Origin of the sequence: Azotobacter chroococcum, assembly GCF_004339665.1 — a bacterium.
Classification (GTDB): domain Bacteria; phylum Pseudomonadota; class Gammaproteobacteria; order Pseudomonadales; family Pseudomonadaceae; genus Azotobacter; species Azotobacter chroococcum.
In genome coordinates, this window is the sequence record NZ_SMMU01000003.1 from 177213 (window position 1) to 193019 (window position 15807).

15 protein-coding genes are annotated in these 15807 nt (G+C 69.0%); 4 read left to right on the forward strand and 11 right to left on the reverse strand.

From position 1 onward, the window contains the following. Positions 1-515 precede the first annotated feature (515 nt). Genes EV691_RS04825 through EV691_RS04850 form a run of 6 tightly spaced genes read right to left on the reverse strand, consistent with a single transcriptional unit; the run spans position 516 to position 6751 of the window. Positions 516-1475 carry a peptide ABC transporter ATP-binding protein gene (locus tag EV691_RS04825; protein ID WP_131300127.1) on the reverse strand — a complete coding sequence of 320 codons (960 nt, stop codon included), beginning with the start codon at positions 1473-1475 and terminating at the stop codon, positions 516-518. Continuing rightward, positions 1472-2440 carry an ABC transporter ATP-binding protein gene (locus EV691_RS04830; RefSeq protein ID WP_131300129.1) on the reverse strand — a complete coding sequence of 323 codons (969 nt, stop codon included), beginning with the start codon at positions 2438-2440 and terminating at the stop codon, positions 1472-1474. The genes EV691_RS04825 and EV691_RS04830 overlap by 4 nt, the downstream gene beginning before the upstream one ends. Positions 2441-2450: 10 nt before the next feature. Then, the gene (locus EV691_RS04835; RefSeq protein WP_131300131.1) at positions 2451-3353 is read right to left on the reverse strand and encodes an ABC transporter permease subunit; all 903 of its coding nucleotides are present in this window, start codon (positions 3351-3353) and stop codon (positions 2451-2453) included. Between the two features lie 10 nt (positions 3354-3363). Continuing rightward, the gene (locus EV691_RS04840; RefSeq protein WP_131300133.1) at positions 3364-4374 is read right to left on the reverse strand and encodes an ABC transporter permease subunit; all 1011 of its coding nucleotides are present in this window, start codon (positions 4372-4374) and stop codon (positions 3364-3366) included. Between the two features lie 9 nt (positions 4375-4383). After that, entirely contained in the window at positions 4384-5994 is a 1611-nt protein-coding gene (locus EV691_RS04845; RefSeq protein ID WP_131300135.1) for an ABC transporter substrate-binding protein, read from the reverse strand. A 46-nt stretch (positions 5995-6040) separates the two neighbouring features. Next, positions 6041-6751, reverse strand: coding sequence for an SIMPL domain-containing protein (locus tag EV691_RS04850; protein WP_131300137.1), 711 nt, complete (start codon positions 6749-6751; stop codon positions 6041-6043). A 162-nt stretch (positions 6752-6913) separates the two neighbouring features. On the opposite strand from EV691_RS04850, the gene EV691_RS04855 reads away from it, so the two are divergent. From EV691_RS04855 to EV691_RS04865, 3 genes are all read left to right on the forward strand, one after another. Then, positions 6914-8176, forward strand: coding sequence for an ATP-binding protein (locus EV691_RS04855; RefSeq protein WP_131300139.1), 1263 nt, complete (start codon positions 6914-6916; stop codon positions 8174-8176). Beyond that, complete coding sequence (locus tag EV691_RS04860) at positions 8169-8729, forward strand: response regulator transcription factor (RefSeq protein WP_131300141.1); 561 nt, start codon at positions 8169-8171, stop codon at positions 8727-8729. Before EV691_RS04855 ends, EV691_RS04860 begins: the two co-directional genes overlap by 8 nt. A 150-nt stretch (positions 8730-8879) precedes the next feature. Continuing rightward, the gene (locus EV691_RS04865; RefSeq protein WP_131300143.1) at positions 8880-9821 is read left to right on the forward strand and encodes an AEC family transporter; all 942 of its coding nucleotides are present in this window, start codon (positions 8880-8882) and stop codon (positions 9819-9821) included. A 9-nt stretch (positions 9822-9830) separates the two neighbouring features. Here EV691_RS04865 and EV691_RS04870 read toward each other — a convergent pair whose 3' ends face one another. The 5 genes from EV691_RS04870 to gatC are packed head-to-tail and all read right to left on the reverse strand — an operon-like array spanning position 9831 to position 14577. Beyond that, positions 9831-10913, reverse strand: a complete 1083-nt coding sequence (locus EV691_RS04870; protein ID WP_131300145.1) for a calcium/sodium antiporter — start codon at positions 10911-10913, stop codon at positions 9831-9833. Positions 10914-10954: 41 nt separating this feature from the next. Then, entirely contained in the window at positions 10955-11326 is a 372-nt protein-coding gene (locus EV691_RS04875; RefSeq protein ID WP_039805645.1) for a septal ring lytic transglycosylase RlpA family protein, read from the reverse strand. Positions 11327-11378: 52 nt separating this feature from the next. Then, positions 11379-12827 (reverse strand): Asp-tRNA(Asn)/Glu-tRNA(Gln) amidotransferase subunit GatB, encoded by a 1449-nt coding sequence (gene gatB / locus EV691_RS04880; protein ID WP_131300147.1) that lies wholly within the window; start codon positions 12825-12827, stop codon positions 11379-11381. Between the two features lie 11 nt (positions 12828-12838). Beyond that, a complete protein-coding gene (gatA, locus tag EV691_RS04885; protein WP_131300149.1) occupies positions 12839-14290 on the reverse strand; it encodes an Asp-tRNA(Asn)/Glu-tRNA(Gln) amidotransferase subunit GatA in 1452 nt (483 codons plus the stop codon). Next, complete coding sequence (gene gatC / locus EV691_RS04890) at positions 14290-14577, reverse strand: Asp-tRNA(Asn)/Glu-tRNA(Gln) amidotransferase subunit GatC (protein ID WP_039805642.1); 288 nt, start codon at positions 14575-14577, stop codon at positions 14290-14292. Before gatC ends, gatA begins: the two co-directional genes overlap by 1 nt. A gap of 173 nt (positions 14578-14750) precedes the next feature. On the opposite strand from gatC, the gene EV691_RS04895 reads away from it, so the two are divergent. Further along, positions 14751-15788, forward strand: a complete 1038-nt coding sequence (locus EV691_RS04895; RefSeq protein ID WP_039805641.1) for a rod shape-determining protein — start codon at positions 14751-14753, stop codon at positions 15786-15788. The last annotated feature ends 19 nt before the right edge of the window (positions 15789-15807 follow it).

The following is a 15807-nucleotide window of genomic DNA, read 5'->3' on the forward strand; positions in this document are numbered from 1 at the left end:
GTTCCTCGCTCCGGCGCCGCTCCGGGGGCCGTCACGAAGGGACGTCCCTGTCCCTTCGCGACTCGCTCGGCGTCCATGCCTCGCGTCCCCCTACGCAGCGCCTGCACTCGGCCTTCTGTACGGGATTTGGGTGTGGCTTGAACCTTCACAAAACCTTTCAGGTTTCAGGCGATGGCTTCTGGCTTTTTGCTTTTTGACGCCAGAGCTGCCAGGCAGCGCCGAACGCCCCTTGCAGAAGGCCGAGCGGAGTCGTCGAGGAAGGGGTTGAGCCGCATGGATGCGGCGAAAGGCCCGTTGGCCATGGATGGCCCTTCGGGCCGGGCCCCTGGAGCGACGACGGAGGGAGGGAACCCCGCCGCAGGCGGGGCCGGATGATAGGGGCAAGCGTTTTTGCTTACTTTTTTCGCGACTGAAAAAAGTGAGTCGCCGTGCAAGGCGAAACCTGTCGGTCGCGCCGAGGAAAGCGCATCGTCATTGCCCCTTGGGTCAGGCCCAAGCCGACAAATACATAAGCCTCACACGAACCGCTCCGCATAATGACAAGCCACCTCCCGCCCATCCACCTCCCTGAGCGCCGGCACTTCCCCTCGGCAGCGCTCCGTCGCATACGGACAGCGCGGATGGAATACGCAGCCGGCCGGCGGTTCGAGCGGGTTGGGCGGCTCGCCGGCGAGGCGGATGCGCTGGCGTCCCGGCTCGGGATGCAGGCTCGGCGTGGCGGCCAGCAGCGCCTGGGTGTAGGGATGCAGCGGTTTGCGGTAGATCCGCTCGGCGGGGCCGAGCTCCATGGGCCGGCCGAGGTACATCACCAGCAGGCGGTCGGCGATGTGGCGGACCACCGCCAGGTTGTGGGAGATGAACAGATAGGCGGTGCCGAACGCTTCCTGCAGCTCGAGGAACAGGTTGAGCACCTGGGCCTGCACCGACACGTCGAGCGCCGAGGTCGGCTCGTCGGCGACCAGCACCTTGGGGTGCAGGATCATCGCCCGGGCGATGGCGATGCGCTGGCGCTGGCCGCCGGAGAACATGTGCGGATAGCGCGCATAGTGCTCGGCGCGCAGGCCCACCTGTTCGAGCATCGCCAGCACCCGGGCGCGGCGTTCGGTGCCGGAGAGGGCGGTGTTGATGGCCAGCGGCTCGGCCAGCTGGTCGCCGATCCGCCGGCGCGGGTTGAGCGAGGCGTAGGGGTTCTGGAAGACCATCTGCACGTCACGGCGCAGCTGGCGGTGATCGGCGCCGGCAGTGTCCTGCCCGGCGATCTGCAGCGAGCCGGCGGTCGGCGCCTCGATCAGGGTCAGGGCGCGGGCCAGGGTCGACTTGCCGCAGCCGGATTCGCCGACCACCGCCAGGGTTTCGCCGGCCTCGAGCGCGAAGGACAGGCCGTTCAGCGCCTGGACGTTGGCCGCTGGGCGGAACAGGCCGCGGGAGACACGGTAGTGGCGGGTCAGGTCGCGGGCGATCAGCACCGGGCTCATGGGCTCTCCTGGTTGCGCGGGTGATAGCAGCGCGCCTGGCTCTGCCGCTTGGCTTCCAGCGGCGGACGGCGGGCGCGGCAGTCGTCCTGCACGTAGGCGCAGCGCGGCGCCAGCAGGCAGCCCACGGGACGGTCGTGGCGGCCGGGGACGCTGCCCGGCAGGCCGCGCAGCGGGCGGCGCGCGGTGCCGGCCTCGGGCAGCGCGGCGAGCAGCGCCTCGGTGTAGGGATGCGCCGGGGCGTCGAACAGCCCGGGCAGGGCGCCGACCTCCACCGCCTGGCCGGCGTACATCACGCAGACCCGGCTGGCGCATTCGGCGACCACGGCGAGGTCGTGGCTGATCAGCAGCAGGGCCATGCCGCGCTCGCGCTGCAGGTTCAGCAGCAGTTCGAGGATCTGCGCCTGGATGGTCACGTCGAGGGCGGTGGTCGGCTCGTCGGCGATCAGGAGAAGCGGTTCGGCGGCGATCGCCAAGGCGATGGCCACGCGCTGGGCCATGCCGCCGGAGAGCTGGTGCGGGTAGGCGTCCAGACGGCTGGCGGCGGCCGGGATCTCCACCTGTTCGAGCAGCTCCAGGGCGCGCCGGCGGGCTTCGCGACCGCGCAGGCCGAGGTGCTGGCGCAGCACTTCCTCGAGCTGGAAGCCGACCCGGTAGCTCGGGTCGAGGGCGGCCAGCGGGTCTTGGAAGACCATCGCCAGTTCCTTGCCGAGCAGCCTGCGCCGCTGGCGCTCGCCGAGGGCGAGCAGGTCGTGGCCGGCGAACTGCAGGCGGTCGGCAGCGACCCGGCCGGGCGGGTCGATCAGGCCGAGCAGGGCGAGCATGGCCTGCGACTTGCCGGAGCCGGACTCGCCGACGATGGCCAGCACCTCGCCGGCCTCCAGGCGCAGGTCGAGGCCGTCGACCACCGGCGGGGCGTCGGCGGGCCCGTAGCGCACGCTGAGGTTGTCGATTTCCAGAAGGCTCATGGCTAACTCCTCAGGCCAGGTTCTTCAGCTTCGGGTCCAGCGCGTCGCGCAGGCCGTCGCCCAGCAGGTTGATCGCCAGCACGCTCGTGAGGATGGCGAGGCCCGGCAGGCTCACCACCCACCAGGCGCGCTCGATGTAGTCGCGCGCCGAGGCCAGCATGGTGCCCCATTCGGGGGTCGGCGGCTGCACGCCGAGGCCGAGAAAACCCAGCGCGGCGGCATCCAGGATGGCTGCGGAAAAGCCCAGGGTGGCCTGGACGATCAGGGGCGCCAGGCAGTTCGGCAGCACCGCGACGAACATCAGGCGCAGCCGCCCGGCGCCGGCCAGCCGTGCGGCGGTGACGTAGTCGCGGTGGATCTCGCCGAGCACCGCGGCGCGGGTCAGGCGCACGTAGGCGGGCAGCGAGACGATGGCAATCGCCAGCACGGTGTTGAGCAGCCCCGGGCCGAGCACGGCGACCACCGCCACCGCCAGCAGCAGGGCGGGCAGCGCCAGCATGATGTCCATCAGGCGCATGATCGCAGGGCCCAGAAGGCGGGGGAAGAAACCGGCGCAGAGGCCGAGCAGCACGCCGGGCAGCAGCGACAGCGCCACCGAGGCCAGGCCGATCAGGAGCGACAGGCGCGCGCCAAAGATCAGCCGGGAGAGCAGGTCGCGGCCCAGTTCGTCGGTGCCGAGCAGGAACCGGGCTTGACCGCCTTCCAGCCAGGCCGGCGGGGTGAGCAGGAAGTCGCGGTGCTGGGCGGCGGGATCGAAGGGGGCGAGCCAGGGGGCCAGCAGCGCGCAGGCGACGAGCAGGGCGAGGAACAGCAGGGCGGCGAGGGCGCCGCGGTTGCGCGCGAAGGCCTGGCAGAACTCGCGCAAGGGCGAGGGCCAGGCCGGTTCGGCAGTGAGGGGGAGGGGGGTGTTCATCGGTATGTCCTCATTGCCGGTGACGGATGCGCGGATTGGCCAGGCCATAGAGGATGTCCACGACGAAGCTGACCAGGATGACCAGTGCGGCGATCAGCAGGATGCCGTTCTGCACCACCGGGTAGTCGCGGGCGCCGATCGCCTCGATCAGCCACTTGCCGATACCCGGCCAGGAGAACAGGGTCTCGGTGAGCACCGCGCCGGAGAGCAGCGAGCCGATCTGCAGGCCGAATACCGTGAGCACCGGGACCAGGGCGTTGCGCAGGGCGTGCACGAACACCAGCCGCGCCGGCGACAGGCCGCGGGCGCGGGCGGCGCGGATGTAGTCCTCGCGCAGCACCTCGAGCATCGCCGAGCGGGTCATGCGGGCGATCACCGCCAGCGGGATGGTGCCGAGCACGATGGCCGGCAGGATCAGGTGGCGCAGGGCGTCGAGGAAGGCGCCCTGTTCTTCGCTGAGCAGGGTGTCGATCAGCATGAAGCCGGTCACCGGCTCCACGTCATAGAGCAGGTCGAGGCGCCCGGACACCGGGGTCCAGCCGAGTTCCACGGAGAAGAACATGATCAGGATCAGCGCCCACCAGAAGATCGGCATCGAGTAGCCGGTCAGCGCCAGGCCCATGGTGCCGTGATCGAGGAGCGAGCCGCGCTTCAGCGCCGCGAGGGTGCCGGCGAGCAGGCCGAGCACGCCGGCCAGCAGCAGGGCGGCGAAGGCCAGCTCGACGGTGGCCGGGAACAGGCTGGCGAACTCGCTCCAGACGCTCTCGCGGGTGCGCAGCGACTGGCCGAGGTCGCCCTGCGCCAGCTGGCCGAGGTAGCTCAGGTACTGCTCGTGCAGCGGCCGGTCGAGGCCGAGGCGCTGCATGGCTTCGGCATGCATCTGCGGGTCGAGGCGCCGCTCGCCCATCATCACCTCCACCGGATCGCCGGGGATCAGGCGGATCAGCGCGAAGGTCAGCAGGGTCACGCCGAGGAAGGTGGGGATCAGCAGCCCGAGACGGCGAGCGAGAAAGGACAACATGCGTGGGGCTCACTCCGGATCGCTGGCCGAAGTGCGGCGCACTCCGGCGAAGTTGTTGGTGCCCAGCGGGCTGATCACGAAGCCCTGGACGTCGCGGCGCACGGCGGCGAACTCGCGGGGATGGGCCAGGGGTATCCACGGCGCCTGTTCGTGGAAGATCGCCAGGGCCTGGCGGTAGAGCGCGGCGCGCTGCGCCTGGTCGGTGGTGCGGCGGGCCTCGCGCAGCAGGGCGTCGAAGCGCTCGTCGCACCAGCCGGCCTGGTTCTCTCCCGAGGCGGCGGCGGCGCAGGACAGGTTGGGGGTGAGGAAGTTGTCCGGGTCGCCGTTGTCGCCGGCCCAGCCCATGAACACCAGGTCGTGCTCGCCGTTCTTCGCCCGCTTGATCAGCTCGCCCCATTCCAGCACGCGGATTTCCGCCTGGATGCCGATGGCGGCCAGGTCGGCCTGCAGCAGCTGGGCGCCGATGCCCGGGTTGGGATTGGTCGGCCCGCCGCCGGGGCGGGTCCAGATGCTCAGTTTCAGGCCCTTGGCGTGCCCGGCCTCGGCCAGCAGGGCACGGGCCTTCGCCGGATCGTGGGGCCAGCCTTCGAGGCTCGGGTCCGAGCCCCACAGGCTCGGCGGGTAGGGCGCCACCGCCGGGCTGGCGCCGTCCTCGCCGTACTGGGTGCGCAGGTAGGCGGTCTTGTCGAAGGCGAGGTTGAGAGCCTGGCGCACCCGCACGTCGTCCAGCGGCGGGTGGCGGGTGTTGATGCCGATGTAGGCGGTCAAGAGCGGCTCGTCCTCCAGCACTTCGATGCGCGTGTCCCTGCGCAGGCCGGGCAGGTCCACCGGGCGCGGGTAGAGGGCGATCTGGCAGTCGCCGGCCTTGAGCTTCTGCACCCGCACGTTGGGCTCGGGGGTGATGGCGAAGATCAGCCGTTCGATGGCCGGCGCGCCGTCCCAGTAGTCCGGGTTGCGCCGAAAGCGCACCTGGGCGTCCTTCTCGTAGCGCTCGAAGACGAAGGGGCCGCTGCCCACCGGCTGGCTGTTGAGGCGCTCCGGGGTGCCGGCCGCGAGCAGCCGGTCGGCGTATTCGGCCGGATAGATGGAGGCGAAGCCCATCGCCAGGTTGGCCAGGAAGGGCGCCTCCGGGTGGCGCAGGACGAAGCGCACGCGATGGTCGTCGAGCCGGTCGATGCGCCGGATAAGCTCGCCGACGGCCATCGACTCGGCATAGGGGAAGCCGCGCGGCGACAGCCTGTGCCAGGGGTGCCCGGGGTCGATCTGGCGCTGGAAGCTCCAGATCACGTCGTCGGCGTTGAATTCCCGGCTCGGGGTGAACCAGGGCGTGCGCTGGAAGCGCACACCCTGACGCAGCTGGAAGGTGTATTCGAGGCCGTCGGCGGACACCTCCCAGCGCTCGGCGAGGGCGGGGAGCAGCTCGGTGCCGCCGGGGGCGAAGCGCAGCAGGCGGTCGAACACCGTCTCCGCCGAGGCATCGGCGCTGACGGCGGCGGTGTACTGGACGATGTCGAAGCCTTCCGGGCTGCCTTCGGTGCACACCACCAGGCTGCTCGGCGCGGCCTGGACGGCGCCGGCAAGCAGGCCTGCGAGGAGGAGGGCGGTCGGGCGTCGGGGCATGGGGCGATCCGCTCGGCGGGCTCGGGACGTCACGCTGGACGGCACCTCAGGGCATCTGCACTTCGATCACGCCATCGGCGCGGATGCTCACCTGGCTGCTGCCGGCTTCGATCTCCTGGGCCGGCGCGCCCGCCTCGCGATCCATGCTCTTCATCATCGCGACGCGCGGGAAGGGCGGCGGGACTATCCCGGCGCTGTTCAGGCTCAGGCTGACCAGCTTGTAGCCGCTGCCGCCGAGCGCCTGGGTGGCGAGCTGGGCGCGCTCGCTGAAGGCTTTCACGGCGTCCTGCAGCAGGGTGTCCTCGTTCTTCTTGCGGGTCGCGTCGGCGATGGCGAAGCGCATGTCGCCGATCTTCAGCTCGCCGAGCAGTTCGGCGCTCAGCTGGGAGAGGGCGGCGAAATCGGCGCTTTCCAGGCGCAGTTCGGCGCGCTCGCGCCAGGCGACGATCCGGCGTCCCTGGTCGTCGTAGACCGGATGGCTGTTGCGGTGGCCGAGGCTGACCTTCACCCCCGCCACCTGGCGCGCCCGCTCCACCGCGGCATTCAGGCTGCGGGTGATGTCGCCGGCCAGCTGGGCCGGGTCCTTGTGCTGGGCTTCGCTGTAGAGGGTCACCAGCATCAGGTCGTGGGCGATCTCCCGGCTGGCCTCGGCCTGCAGGCTGATCTGGTTGTAGCGGGGCGCTTCCTCGGCCAGGGCCGGCAGGCTGGCCAGGGCGGCGAGGACGAGGGGCGTGGCGAGGCGGAAAAGGCGAGGCATGGGCGGTCCTTGTGTGAGGTGTGGGCATGTCCGTTGGATGATTTGAGCCAGACTCTAGCGGGGTAGTCCAGTTTTTGCAGCCCTGCCTGCGTCCGGTTGCCGCATTCGGGCCGGTCGCTGGCAGGCTTTTGGGTATACTGGCGGGCGCATCCGAGGAATACCATGCTCGCACCCGTTCAAATGCTGTCGGCCAGCCGCCACAATCTCCGCCGGCTCATCCTGATCCGCGTCCTCGTGCTGGGCGCCCAGGCCGGTTCGGTCGGACTCGCCTATCTCACCGATCTGCTGCTGCTGCCCTGGCTGGCGCTCGCCTTCACCCTCAGCCTGTCGGCGATGCTCAGCCTCGGCGCCGCCCTGCGCCTGAACATGTCGTGGCCGGTGACCGACCTGGAGTACGCCGGCCACCTGGCCTGCGATCTGGTCATCCACAGCCTGCTGCTGTATTTCACCGGCGGCCCGACCAACCCCTTCGTCTCCTATTACCTGGTGCCGCTGACCATCGCCGCGGCGACCCTGCCCAGGCTGCACACGGTGATGCTCGCCGGCCTGGCGCTGGTGGCCTACACCCTGCTGGTGTTCTGGTACAACCCGACTACCCTGCCGCCGGAGCATCGCGTCACCCTGCTGATCTACGGCATGTGGCTGAGCTTCGCCCTGGCGGCGGCGCTGATCACCTTCTTTGTCGGCCGCATGGCCGGCGAACTGCGTCGCCAGGAGGAGTTCCAGGCCACGCGCCGCGAGGAGAGCATGCGCGATCAGCAGCTGCTGGCGGTGGCCACCCAGGCGGCCGGCGCGGCCCACGAGCTGGGCACACCGCTGGCGACCATGAGCGTGCTGATCACCGAGTTGCGCCAGGAGCACGACGATCCGCTGCTGCAGGAGGATCTGGCGGTGCTGCAGGAACAGGTGAGGCTGTGCAAGGACACCCTGCAGCAGCTGGTGCGTGCCGCCGAGGCCGATCGCATGCAGTCGGTGAAGGAGCAGAGCGCGGCGGCCTGGCTGGAAGCCACGCTCAATCGCTGGCACCTGATGCGCCCGGAGGCAAACTACCGCTACGAGATCCTCGGCACGGGCTCGATGCCGCGGCTGGCGCCGGCGCCGGACCTGACCCAGTCGCTGCTCAACCTGCTCAACAACGCCGCCGATGCCTGCCCGGAGGACCTGGACATCTGCCTCGACTGGGATGTCGAGGAGCTGTGCATCAGCATCCGCAACCATGGCGAAGGCGTGCCGCTGGCGATCGCCGAGCAACTGGGCAAGCCTTTCTTTACCACCAAGGGCAAGGGCTTCGGCCTCGGCCTGTTCCTGAGCCAGGCCAGCGTGACCCGCGCCGGCGGCTCGGTGAAACTCTACAACCACGAGGAGGGCGGCACGCTGACCGAGTTGCGTCTGCCGCGCCTGGGCCCAGGAGACTACTATGAGTGAGCATCCGATCGAGGGAGAAGAGCAGCAGCCGCACCTGCTGCTGGTGGACGACGACACGACCTTCACCCGAGTCATGATGCGGGCCATGACCCGCCGTGGCTTCCGGGTGAGCTGCGCCAGTTCGGCGGAGGAGGGGCTGGAGCTGGCGACCCAGGACGTGCCCGACTATGCCGTGCTCGACCTCAAGATGGAGGGCGACTCGGGGCTGGTGCTGCTGCCCAAGCTGCTCGAACTGGACGGCGAGATGCGCGTGCTGATCCTCACCGGCTATTCGAGCATCGCCACCGCGGTGGAGGCGATCAAGCGCGGCGCCTGCAACTACCTGTGCAAGCCGGCCGATGCCGACGACGTGCTCACCGCGCTGCTCTCCGAGCACGTCGATCTGAACAGCCTGGTGCCGGACAACCCGATGTCGGTGGACCGCCTGCAGTGGGAGCACATCCAGCGCGTGCTCACCGAGAACGACGGCAACATCTCCGCCACCGCCCGCGCCCTGGGCATGCACCGGCGCACCCTGCAGCGCAAGCTGCAGAAGCGCCCGGTCCGCCGCTGAGGCGGCACGCTCCGGCCTGTCCGCCGCAGGCCGTCACGACGGCGTCCCGGAGTACGGGATGCCGGCCGTGTCCGGGCAGACCGTACCGCTTGTCTTCCGGCGGGAGAGATGCGCTTATGATAGGCGCCTATCGTTTTCCGGATGCTCTCCATGCTCGCGCTGTTCTCGCAAACCCTGGCCATTACCGCGCCAGTGTTCGCCATGCTGTTTCTCGGCGTCCTGCTGCGGCGTCTTGGCTGGATCGACGTCGCCTTCATCAACACCGCCTCGGAGCTGGTGTTCAAGGGCACCATGCCGACGATGCTGTTCCTTGCGATCCTCCACGCGGATCTGGACACGGCGCTGCAGCCGGCGCTGCTCGGCTATTTCGCCCTGGCTTCCGTCGCCGGTTTCCTGCTCGCCTGGGCCTGGTCGCTGTGGCGCTGTCCGCGCGCCGACCGCGGCGTCTATGTCCAGGGAGCGTTCCGCGGCAACAACGGCATCGTCGGCCTGGCCCTGGCCACCAGCCTGTACGGCGACTACGGGCTGTCCCTCGGCGGGGTGCTGGCCGGCGCGGTGATCCTGGTCTACAACACGCTCGCCTCGGTGGTGCTGGCGTTCTACAGCCCGCATGTGCGGACCGACCCCTGGAGCATCGCCAAGAGCATTCTCGGCAACCCGCTGATCATCGGCGTGCTGGTGGCGCTGCCGTTCGCCTACTGGCATGTCGGCCTGCCGGCCTGGCTGCTCACCTCCGGCGACTACTTCGCGCAGATGACCCTGCCACTGGCGCTGATCTGCATCGGCGCCACCATCTCCCTCGCCGCCCTGCGCGAAAGCGGCAGGCTTGCGCTCAGCGCCAGTCTGCTGAAGATGGTCTGGCTGCCGCTGCCGGCGACCCTGGGCGCCTGGCTGTGCGGTTTCCGCGGGGCCGATCTGGGCGTGCTGTTTCTCTATTTCGCCAGCCCGACCGCCGCGGCCAGCTTCGTCATGGCCAAGGCGGTGGGCGGCAATCACCAGCTGGCGGGCGGAATCGTGGTGATCACCACGCTGCTGGCGGCGGTGACCACCAATATCGGCATCTTCGTCCTGCAGTGGCTCGGCTGGATCTGAGGCGCGCCCTCAGCTCCGCCGTTGCCACTCGCGGGCGGCGATGACCAGCAGGGTCAGCGCGGTCAGCGGCAGGGCGTACCAGACCAGCGCGGTGTGCAGCAGGGCGACGGCCGAGGCGCCGGTGGCGAACAGCACCTGATAGGCAGCGTAGGCCAGGTAGTAGCCGAAGAACAGCAGGCCCTCCCAGCGGTTGATGCGGTAGCCGGTGAAGAAGATCGGCAGGCAGGCCACCGCCACCGCGACCATCACCGGGTAGTCGAAGGCCAGGGCATTGGGCGAGACACTGATCGGAGCGGGGGTGACCAGCGCGGCCAGGCCGAGGACGGCGAGCAGGTTGAAGAGGTTGCTGCCGACGATGTTGCCCACGGCGATGTCGCGCTCGCCCTTGAGGGCGGCCATCACCGAGGTGGCCAGCTCCGGCAGCGAGGTGCCGGCGGCGACGATGGTCAGGCCGATCACCAGCTCCGACAGGCCGAGGGCGCGGGCCAGGGTCACCGCGGCGTCGACCAGCAGGCTGGAGCCCCAGACCAGCAGGGCCAGGCCGAGGACGACGAACCCCAGGTGGCCGAGCAGGGCCAGGCGTCCCTCGGGCCTTCCGCCGTACTCCACCTCGAACTCGTTGCTTTCGCCGTTGGTCTTGGCATTCAGACCGCTGCGCACCTGGAAGGTGGTATAGGCGATGATGCCGGCAAGCAGCAGAAGGCCGTCGAGGCGGCCGTAGTGCTGGTCGATGGCCAGCAGCCAGGCCAGCAGGCTGGCGCCGATCATGAGCGGTACGTCGAGGCGGATCAGCTGGCGCGATACCGTCAGGGGAATGACCAGCGCGGACAGGCCGAGGATCATCAGCACGTTGAAGATGTTGCTGCCGAGGACGTTGCCCACCGCGATGTCGCCCTGTCCATTGCTGGCCGACTGCACGCTGACCGCCATTTCCGGGGCGCTGGTGCCGAAGGCGACCACGGTCAGGCCGATGACCAGCGGCGGGATGCCGAAACGGGCGGCCAGGCGCGCGGCGCCGCGGACCAGAGCCTCGGCGCCGGCGACCAGCAGGGCCAGGCCGGCGATCAGGTAGACGAATGTCATCAGGGTCATCAATGCTCCTTATGATGGCGCCGCTTCCCGGCACCGATCCCTCAGTTGTCGAGGAGTTCCAGACGCACCATGGCCACGCCGGCATTCAGCATTTCCAGCTGGCGGGCGGCCTTGTAGGACAGGTCGATGATCCGGCCGCGGGAGTGGGGGCCGCGGTCGTTGATGCGCACCACCACGCTGCGGCGCGTCTGCAGGCTGGTCACCCGCACCCGGCTACCGAGCGGCAGGCTGCGGTGGGCGGCGGTGAGGGCATTGCGGTCCACGCGCTCGCCGCTGGCGGTGCGTTTGCCGTGATGCCGGGCGGCATAGTAGGAGGCCATGCCCTTGGTGGCGTAAGTGCCCGCCTCGAGCCGCGGCGCGGGATAGCCGGCGAGCAGGGCGAGGAGGAGGGCGAGGGATAGTGTTCGCAGCATGATCGAGGCTCCGGAAAGTGCAACGCCGGGCGGACCCGGCGTTGTCGCTGGCTCAGCCTTCGAGCTTCTTCTTCAGCAGTTCGTTCACCTGGCCGGGGTTGGCCTTGCCCTTGGAGGCCTTCATCGCCTGGCCGACGAAGAAGCCGAACATCTTGGCCCGCTTGGCCTCGTCACTGGCGCGGTACTGTTCGACCTGCGCGGCGTTGGCGGCCAGCACCTCGTCGAGCATCACCTCGATGGCGCCCGAGTCGGTGACCTGCTTGAGGCCCTTGGCCTCGATGACGGCGTCGGCGGAGGCGCCTTCGCCGGCGGCCAGGGCCTCGAAGACCATCTTGGCGATCTTGCCGGAGATGGTGTTGTCCTTGATGCGCAGGATCAGCCCGCCCAGTTGCGCAGCCGAGACCGGCGATCGGTCGATCTCGAGGTTGTCCTTGTTGAGCAGGCTGGACAGCTCGCCCATCACCCAGTTGGCCGCCAGCTTGGCGTCGCCGCAGACGGTCTGCACTTGCTCGAAGTAGTCGGCCAGCTCGCGGCTGGCGGACAGCACGCTGGCATCGTAGGCGGACAGGCCGAACTGGCTCTCGAAGCGCGCGCGCTTCTCGCCGGGCAGCTCCGGCAGGCCGGCGCGCACCTCGTCGAGGAAGTCCGGCTCGATCACCACCGGCAGCAGGTCGGGACAGGGGAAGTAGCGGTAGTCGTTGGCTTCCTCCTTGCTGCGCATGGAACGGGTCTCGTCCTTGTTCGGGTCGTACAGGCGGGTTTCCTGGACGACCTTGCCGCCGTCCTCGATCAGCTCGATCTGCCGCTGCACCTCGTGGTTGATCGCGCGCTCGATGAAGCGGAAGGAGTTGACGTTCTTGATCTCGGCGCGGGTGCCGAAGGCTTCCTGGCCCACGGGGCGCACCGAGACGTTGCAGTCGCAGCGCAGCGAGCCTTCGGCCATGTTGCCGTCGCAGATGCCCAGGTAGCGGACCAGCGCGTGGATCGCCTTGACGTAGGCCACCGCCTCCTTGGCCGAGCGGATGTCCGGCTCGGAGACGATCTCCAGCAGCGGCGTGCCGGCGCGGTTGAGGTCGATGCCGGTCATGCCATGGAAGTCCTCGTGCAGGCTCTTGCCGGCGTCCTCTTCCAGGTGCGCGCGGGTGATGCCGATGCGCTTGACCGTGCCGTCTTCCAGGCTGATGTCCAGATGGCCCTTGCCGACGATGGGCTTGTCCATCTGGCTGGTCTGGTAGCCTTTGGGCAGGTCGGGGTAGAAGTAGTTCTTGCGGGCGAAGACGTTGCTGCGGCCCAGCTCGGCATCGATCGCCAGGCCGAACTTCACCGCCATGCGCACGGCTTCCTGGTTGAGCACCGGCAGGGTGCCGGGCATGCCGAGGTCGATCAGGCTGGCTTGGGTGTTGGGCTCGGCGCCGAAGGTGGTGGCGCTGCCGGAGAAGATCTTCGAGCGGGTGGCGAGCTGCGCGTGGATTTCCAGCCCGATCACGGTTTCCCATTGCATGTGCGTATTCCTCAGAAGCCTTCCGGTGCCCGTTGATGCCAGTCGGTCGCCTGCTGGTACTGGTGGGCGACGTTGAGCAGGCGGCCTTCCTGGAAGTAGGGCGCGAGCAGTTGCACGCCCACCGGCAGGCCATCGACGAAACCGGCCGGCATGGACAGGCCGGGAATGCCGGCGAGGTTGGCGGTGATGGTGTAGATGTCCTCGAGGTAGGCGGCGACCGGATCGCTGCTCTTCTCGCCGAGCTTCCAGGCCGGGTTCGGCGTGGTCGGGCCGAGGATCAGGTCGACTTCCTGGAAGGCGCCGATGAAGTCGCTGCGGATCAGCCGGCGGATCTTCTGCGCCTTGAGGTAGTAGGCGTCGTAGTAGCCGGCGGAGAGGGCGTAGGTGCCGACCATGATGCGGCGCTTCACTTCCGCGCCGAAGCCCTCGCCGCGCGAGCGCTTGTAGAGGTCCTCGAGGTTCTGCGGGTTCTCGCAGCGGTAGCCGAAGCGCACGCCGTCGAAGCGCGACAGGTTGGAGGAGGCCTCCGCCGGGGCGATCACGTAGTAGGCGGGAATCGCATGCTGCATGTTCGGCAGGCCGATTTCCTTGACCGTGGCGCCGAGCTTCTTCAGCTCCTCGACGCAGGCCATCACCGCATCGGACAGGCGCGGGTCGAGGCCGGCGCCGAAGTATTCGCGCGGCAGACCGATGCGCAGGCCGGCCAGCGGCCGGTTCAGCGCGGCCAGGTAGTCGTCGACCGGTTGATCGACGCAGGTGGAGTCCTTCGGGTCGAAGCCAGCCATGGCGCCGAGCAGCAGGGCGCAGTCCTCGGCGGTACGGGCGATCGGGCCGCCCTGGTCGAGGCTGGAGGCGTAGGCGATCATGCCCCAACGCGAGACGCGGCCGTAGGTGGGCTTGAGGCCGGTGAGGTTGGTCAGCGCCGCCGGCTGGCGGATCGAGCCGCCGGTATCGCTGCCGGTGGCCGCCGGGATCAGCCGCGCCGCCACCGCCGCGGCGGAGCCGCCGCTGGAGCCGCCGGGCACGCATTCGGTGTTCCAGGGGTTCTTCACCGGGCCGTAGTGGCTGGATTCGCTGGCCGAGCCCATGGCGAACTCGTCCATGTTCAGCTTGCCGAGGCTCACGCAGCCGGCGGCGGCGAGCTTTTCCACCACGGTGGCATCGTAGGGCGAGATGAAATTGTCGAGGACCTTCGAGGCGCAGCTGGTGCGCACGCCCTTGGTGCAGAACAGGTCCTTGTGGGCGATCGGCGCGCCGAGCAGGGCGCCGCTCTCGCCGGCGGCGCGGCGCGCGTCGGCGGCCTGGGCCTGGGCGCGGGCCTGCTCGGCGGTGACAGTGATGAAGCTGTTGAGCTGCGGGTCGAGCGCGCCGATGCGGGTCAGCAGGGCCTCGGTCAGCTCGACGGCGGAGAAGTCCTTGGCGGCCAGGCCGCGGGCGATTTGCGCCAGAGTCAGTCGATGCATCACTCGATCACCTTGGGAACCAGATACAGGCCGTTCTCCACGGCCGGGGCGATGGCCTGGTAGGCGTCGCGGTGGTCACACTCGGTGACCTCGTCCGGGCGCAGGCGCTGGGTGGCCTCCAGGGGGTGGGCGAGGGGCTCGATGCCGTGGGTGTCGACCGCCTGCATCCGGTCGATCAGACCGAGGATGTCGTTCAGGGTCTGGGTGGTGCGTGGGATCTCGGCGTCATCCAGCCCCAGGCGGGCCAGGTGGGCGATCTTTTCCACGTCGGAGCGTTCAAGCGCCATCGGGATTCTCCAGGAAAAACGGGCAGCCGGCCGCTGGTCGAAAGCCGCGTTTGACGGCCTTGCGGGCTGCTGAAAACGGGGAATTTAGCACAGTGGGCGCCTTGCCCAAAATCCCTGCCATTGTTAGAGTCTGCGCTCTTTTTTACCCATGCTTCGCCTCAGGGTTCCTGTCAATGTTCAAGAAACTCCGTGGCATGTTTTCCAGCGATCTGTCGATCGATCTGGGGACTGCCAACACCCTCATCTATGTGCGCGAGCGCGGCATCGTTCTGAACGAGCCGTCCGTGGTCGCCATCCGCACGCACGGCAATCAGAAGAGCGTCGTGGCGGTTGGGACCGAAGCCAAGCGCATGTTGGGACGAACCCCGGGTAACATCACCGCGATCCGCCCGATGAAGGACGGTGTGATCGCCGACTTCAGCGTCTGCGAGAAGATGCTGCAGTACTTCATCAACAAGGTGCACGAAAGCAGCTTCCTGCAGCCCAGTCCGCGTGTGCTGATCTGCGTGCCCTGCAAGTCGACCCAGGTCGAGCGTCGCGCCATCCGCGAATCGGCCCTGGGCGCCGGCGCCCGCGAGGTGTTTCTGATCGAGGAACCGATGGCGGCGGCCATCGGCGCCGGCCTGCCGGTGGACGAGGCGCATGGCTCGATGGTGGTGGATATCGGCGGCGGCACCACCGAGATTGCCCTGATCTCCCTGAACGGCGTGGTCTACGCCGAGTCGGTGCGGGTCGGCGGCGACCGCTTCGACGAAGCCATCGTCACCTACGTGCGGCGCAACTACGGCAGCCTGATCGGCGAGGCCACCGCCGAGCGCATCAAGCAGGAAATCGGTATCGCCTGGCCGGGCAGCGAAGTGCGCGAGATCGATGTGCGCGGGCGCAACCTGGCCGAGGGCGTGCCGCGCAGCTTCACCCTCAACTCCAACGAGGTGCTGGATGCGATCCAGGAGTCGCTGGCGACCATCGTCCAGTCGGTGAAGAGCGCGCTGGAGCAGTCCCCGCCGGAGTTGGCAGCGGACATCGCCGAGCGCGGTCTGGTGCTGACCGGTGGTGGCGCCCTTCTGCGCGACCTGGACAAGCTGCTGGCCCAGGAAACCGGGCTGCCGGTGATCGTCGCCGAGGATCCGCTGACCTGCGTGGCGCGCGGCTGTGGCCGGGCACTGGAGATGATCGACAGCCACCGCATGGATCTGCTCTCCACCGAGTGAGCCACAGGGGCAGGCTTCG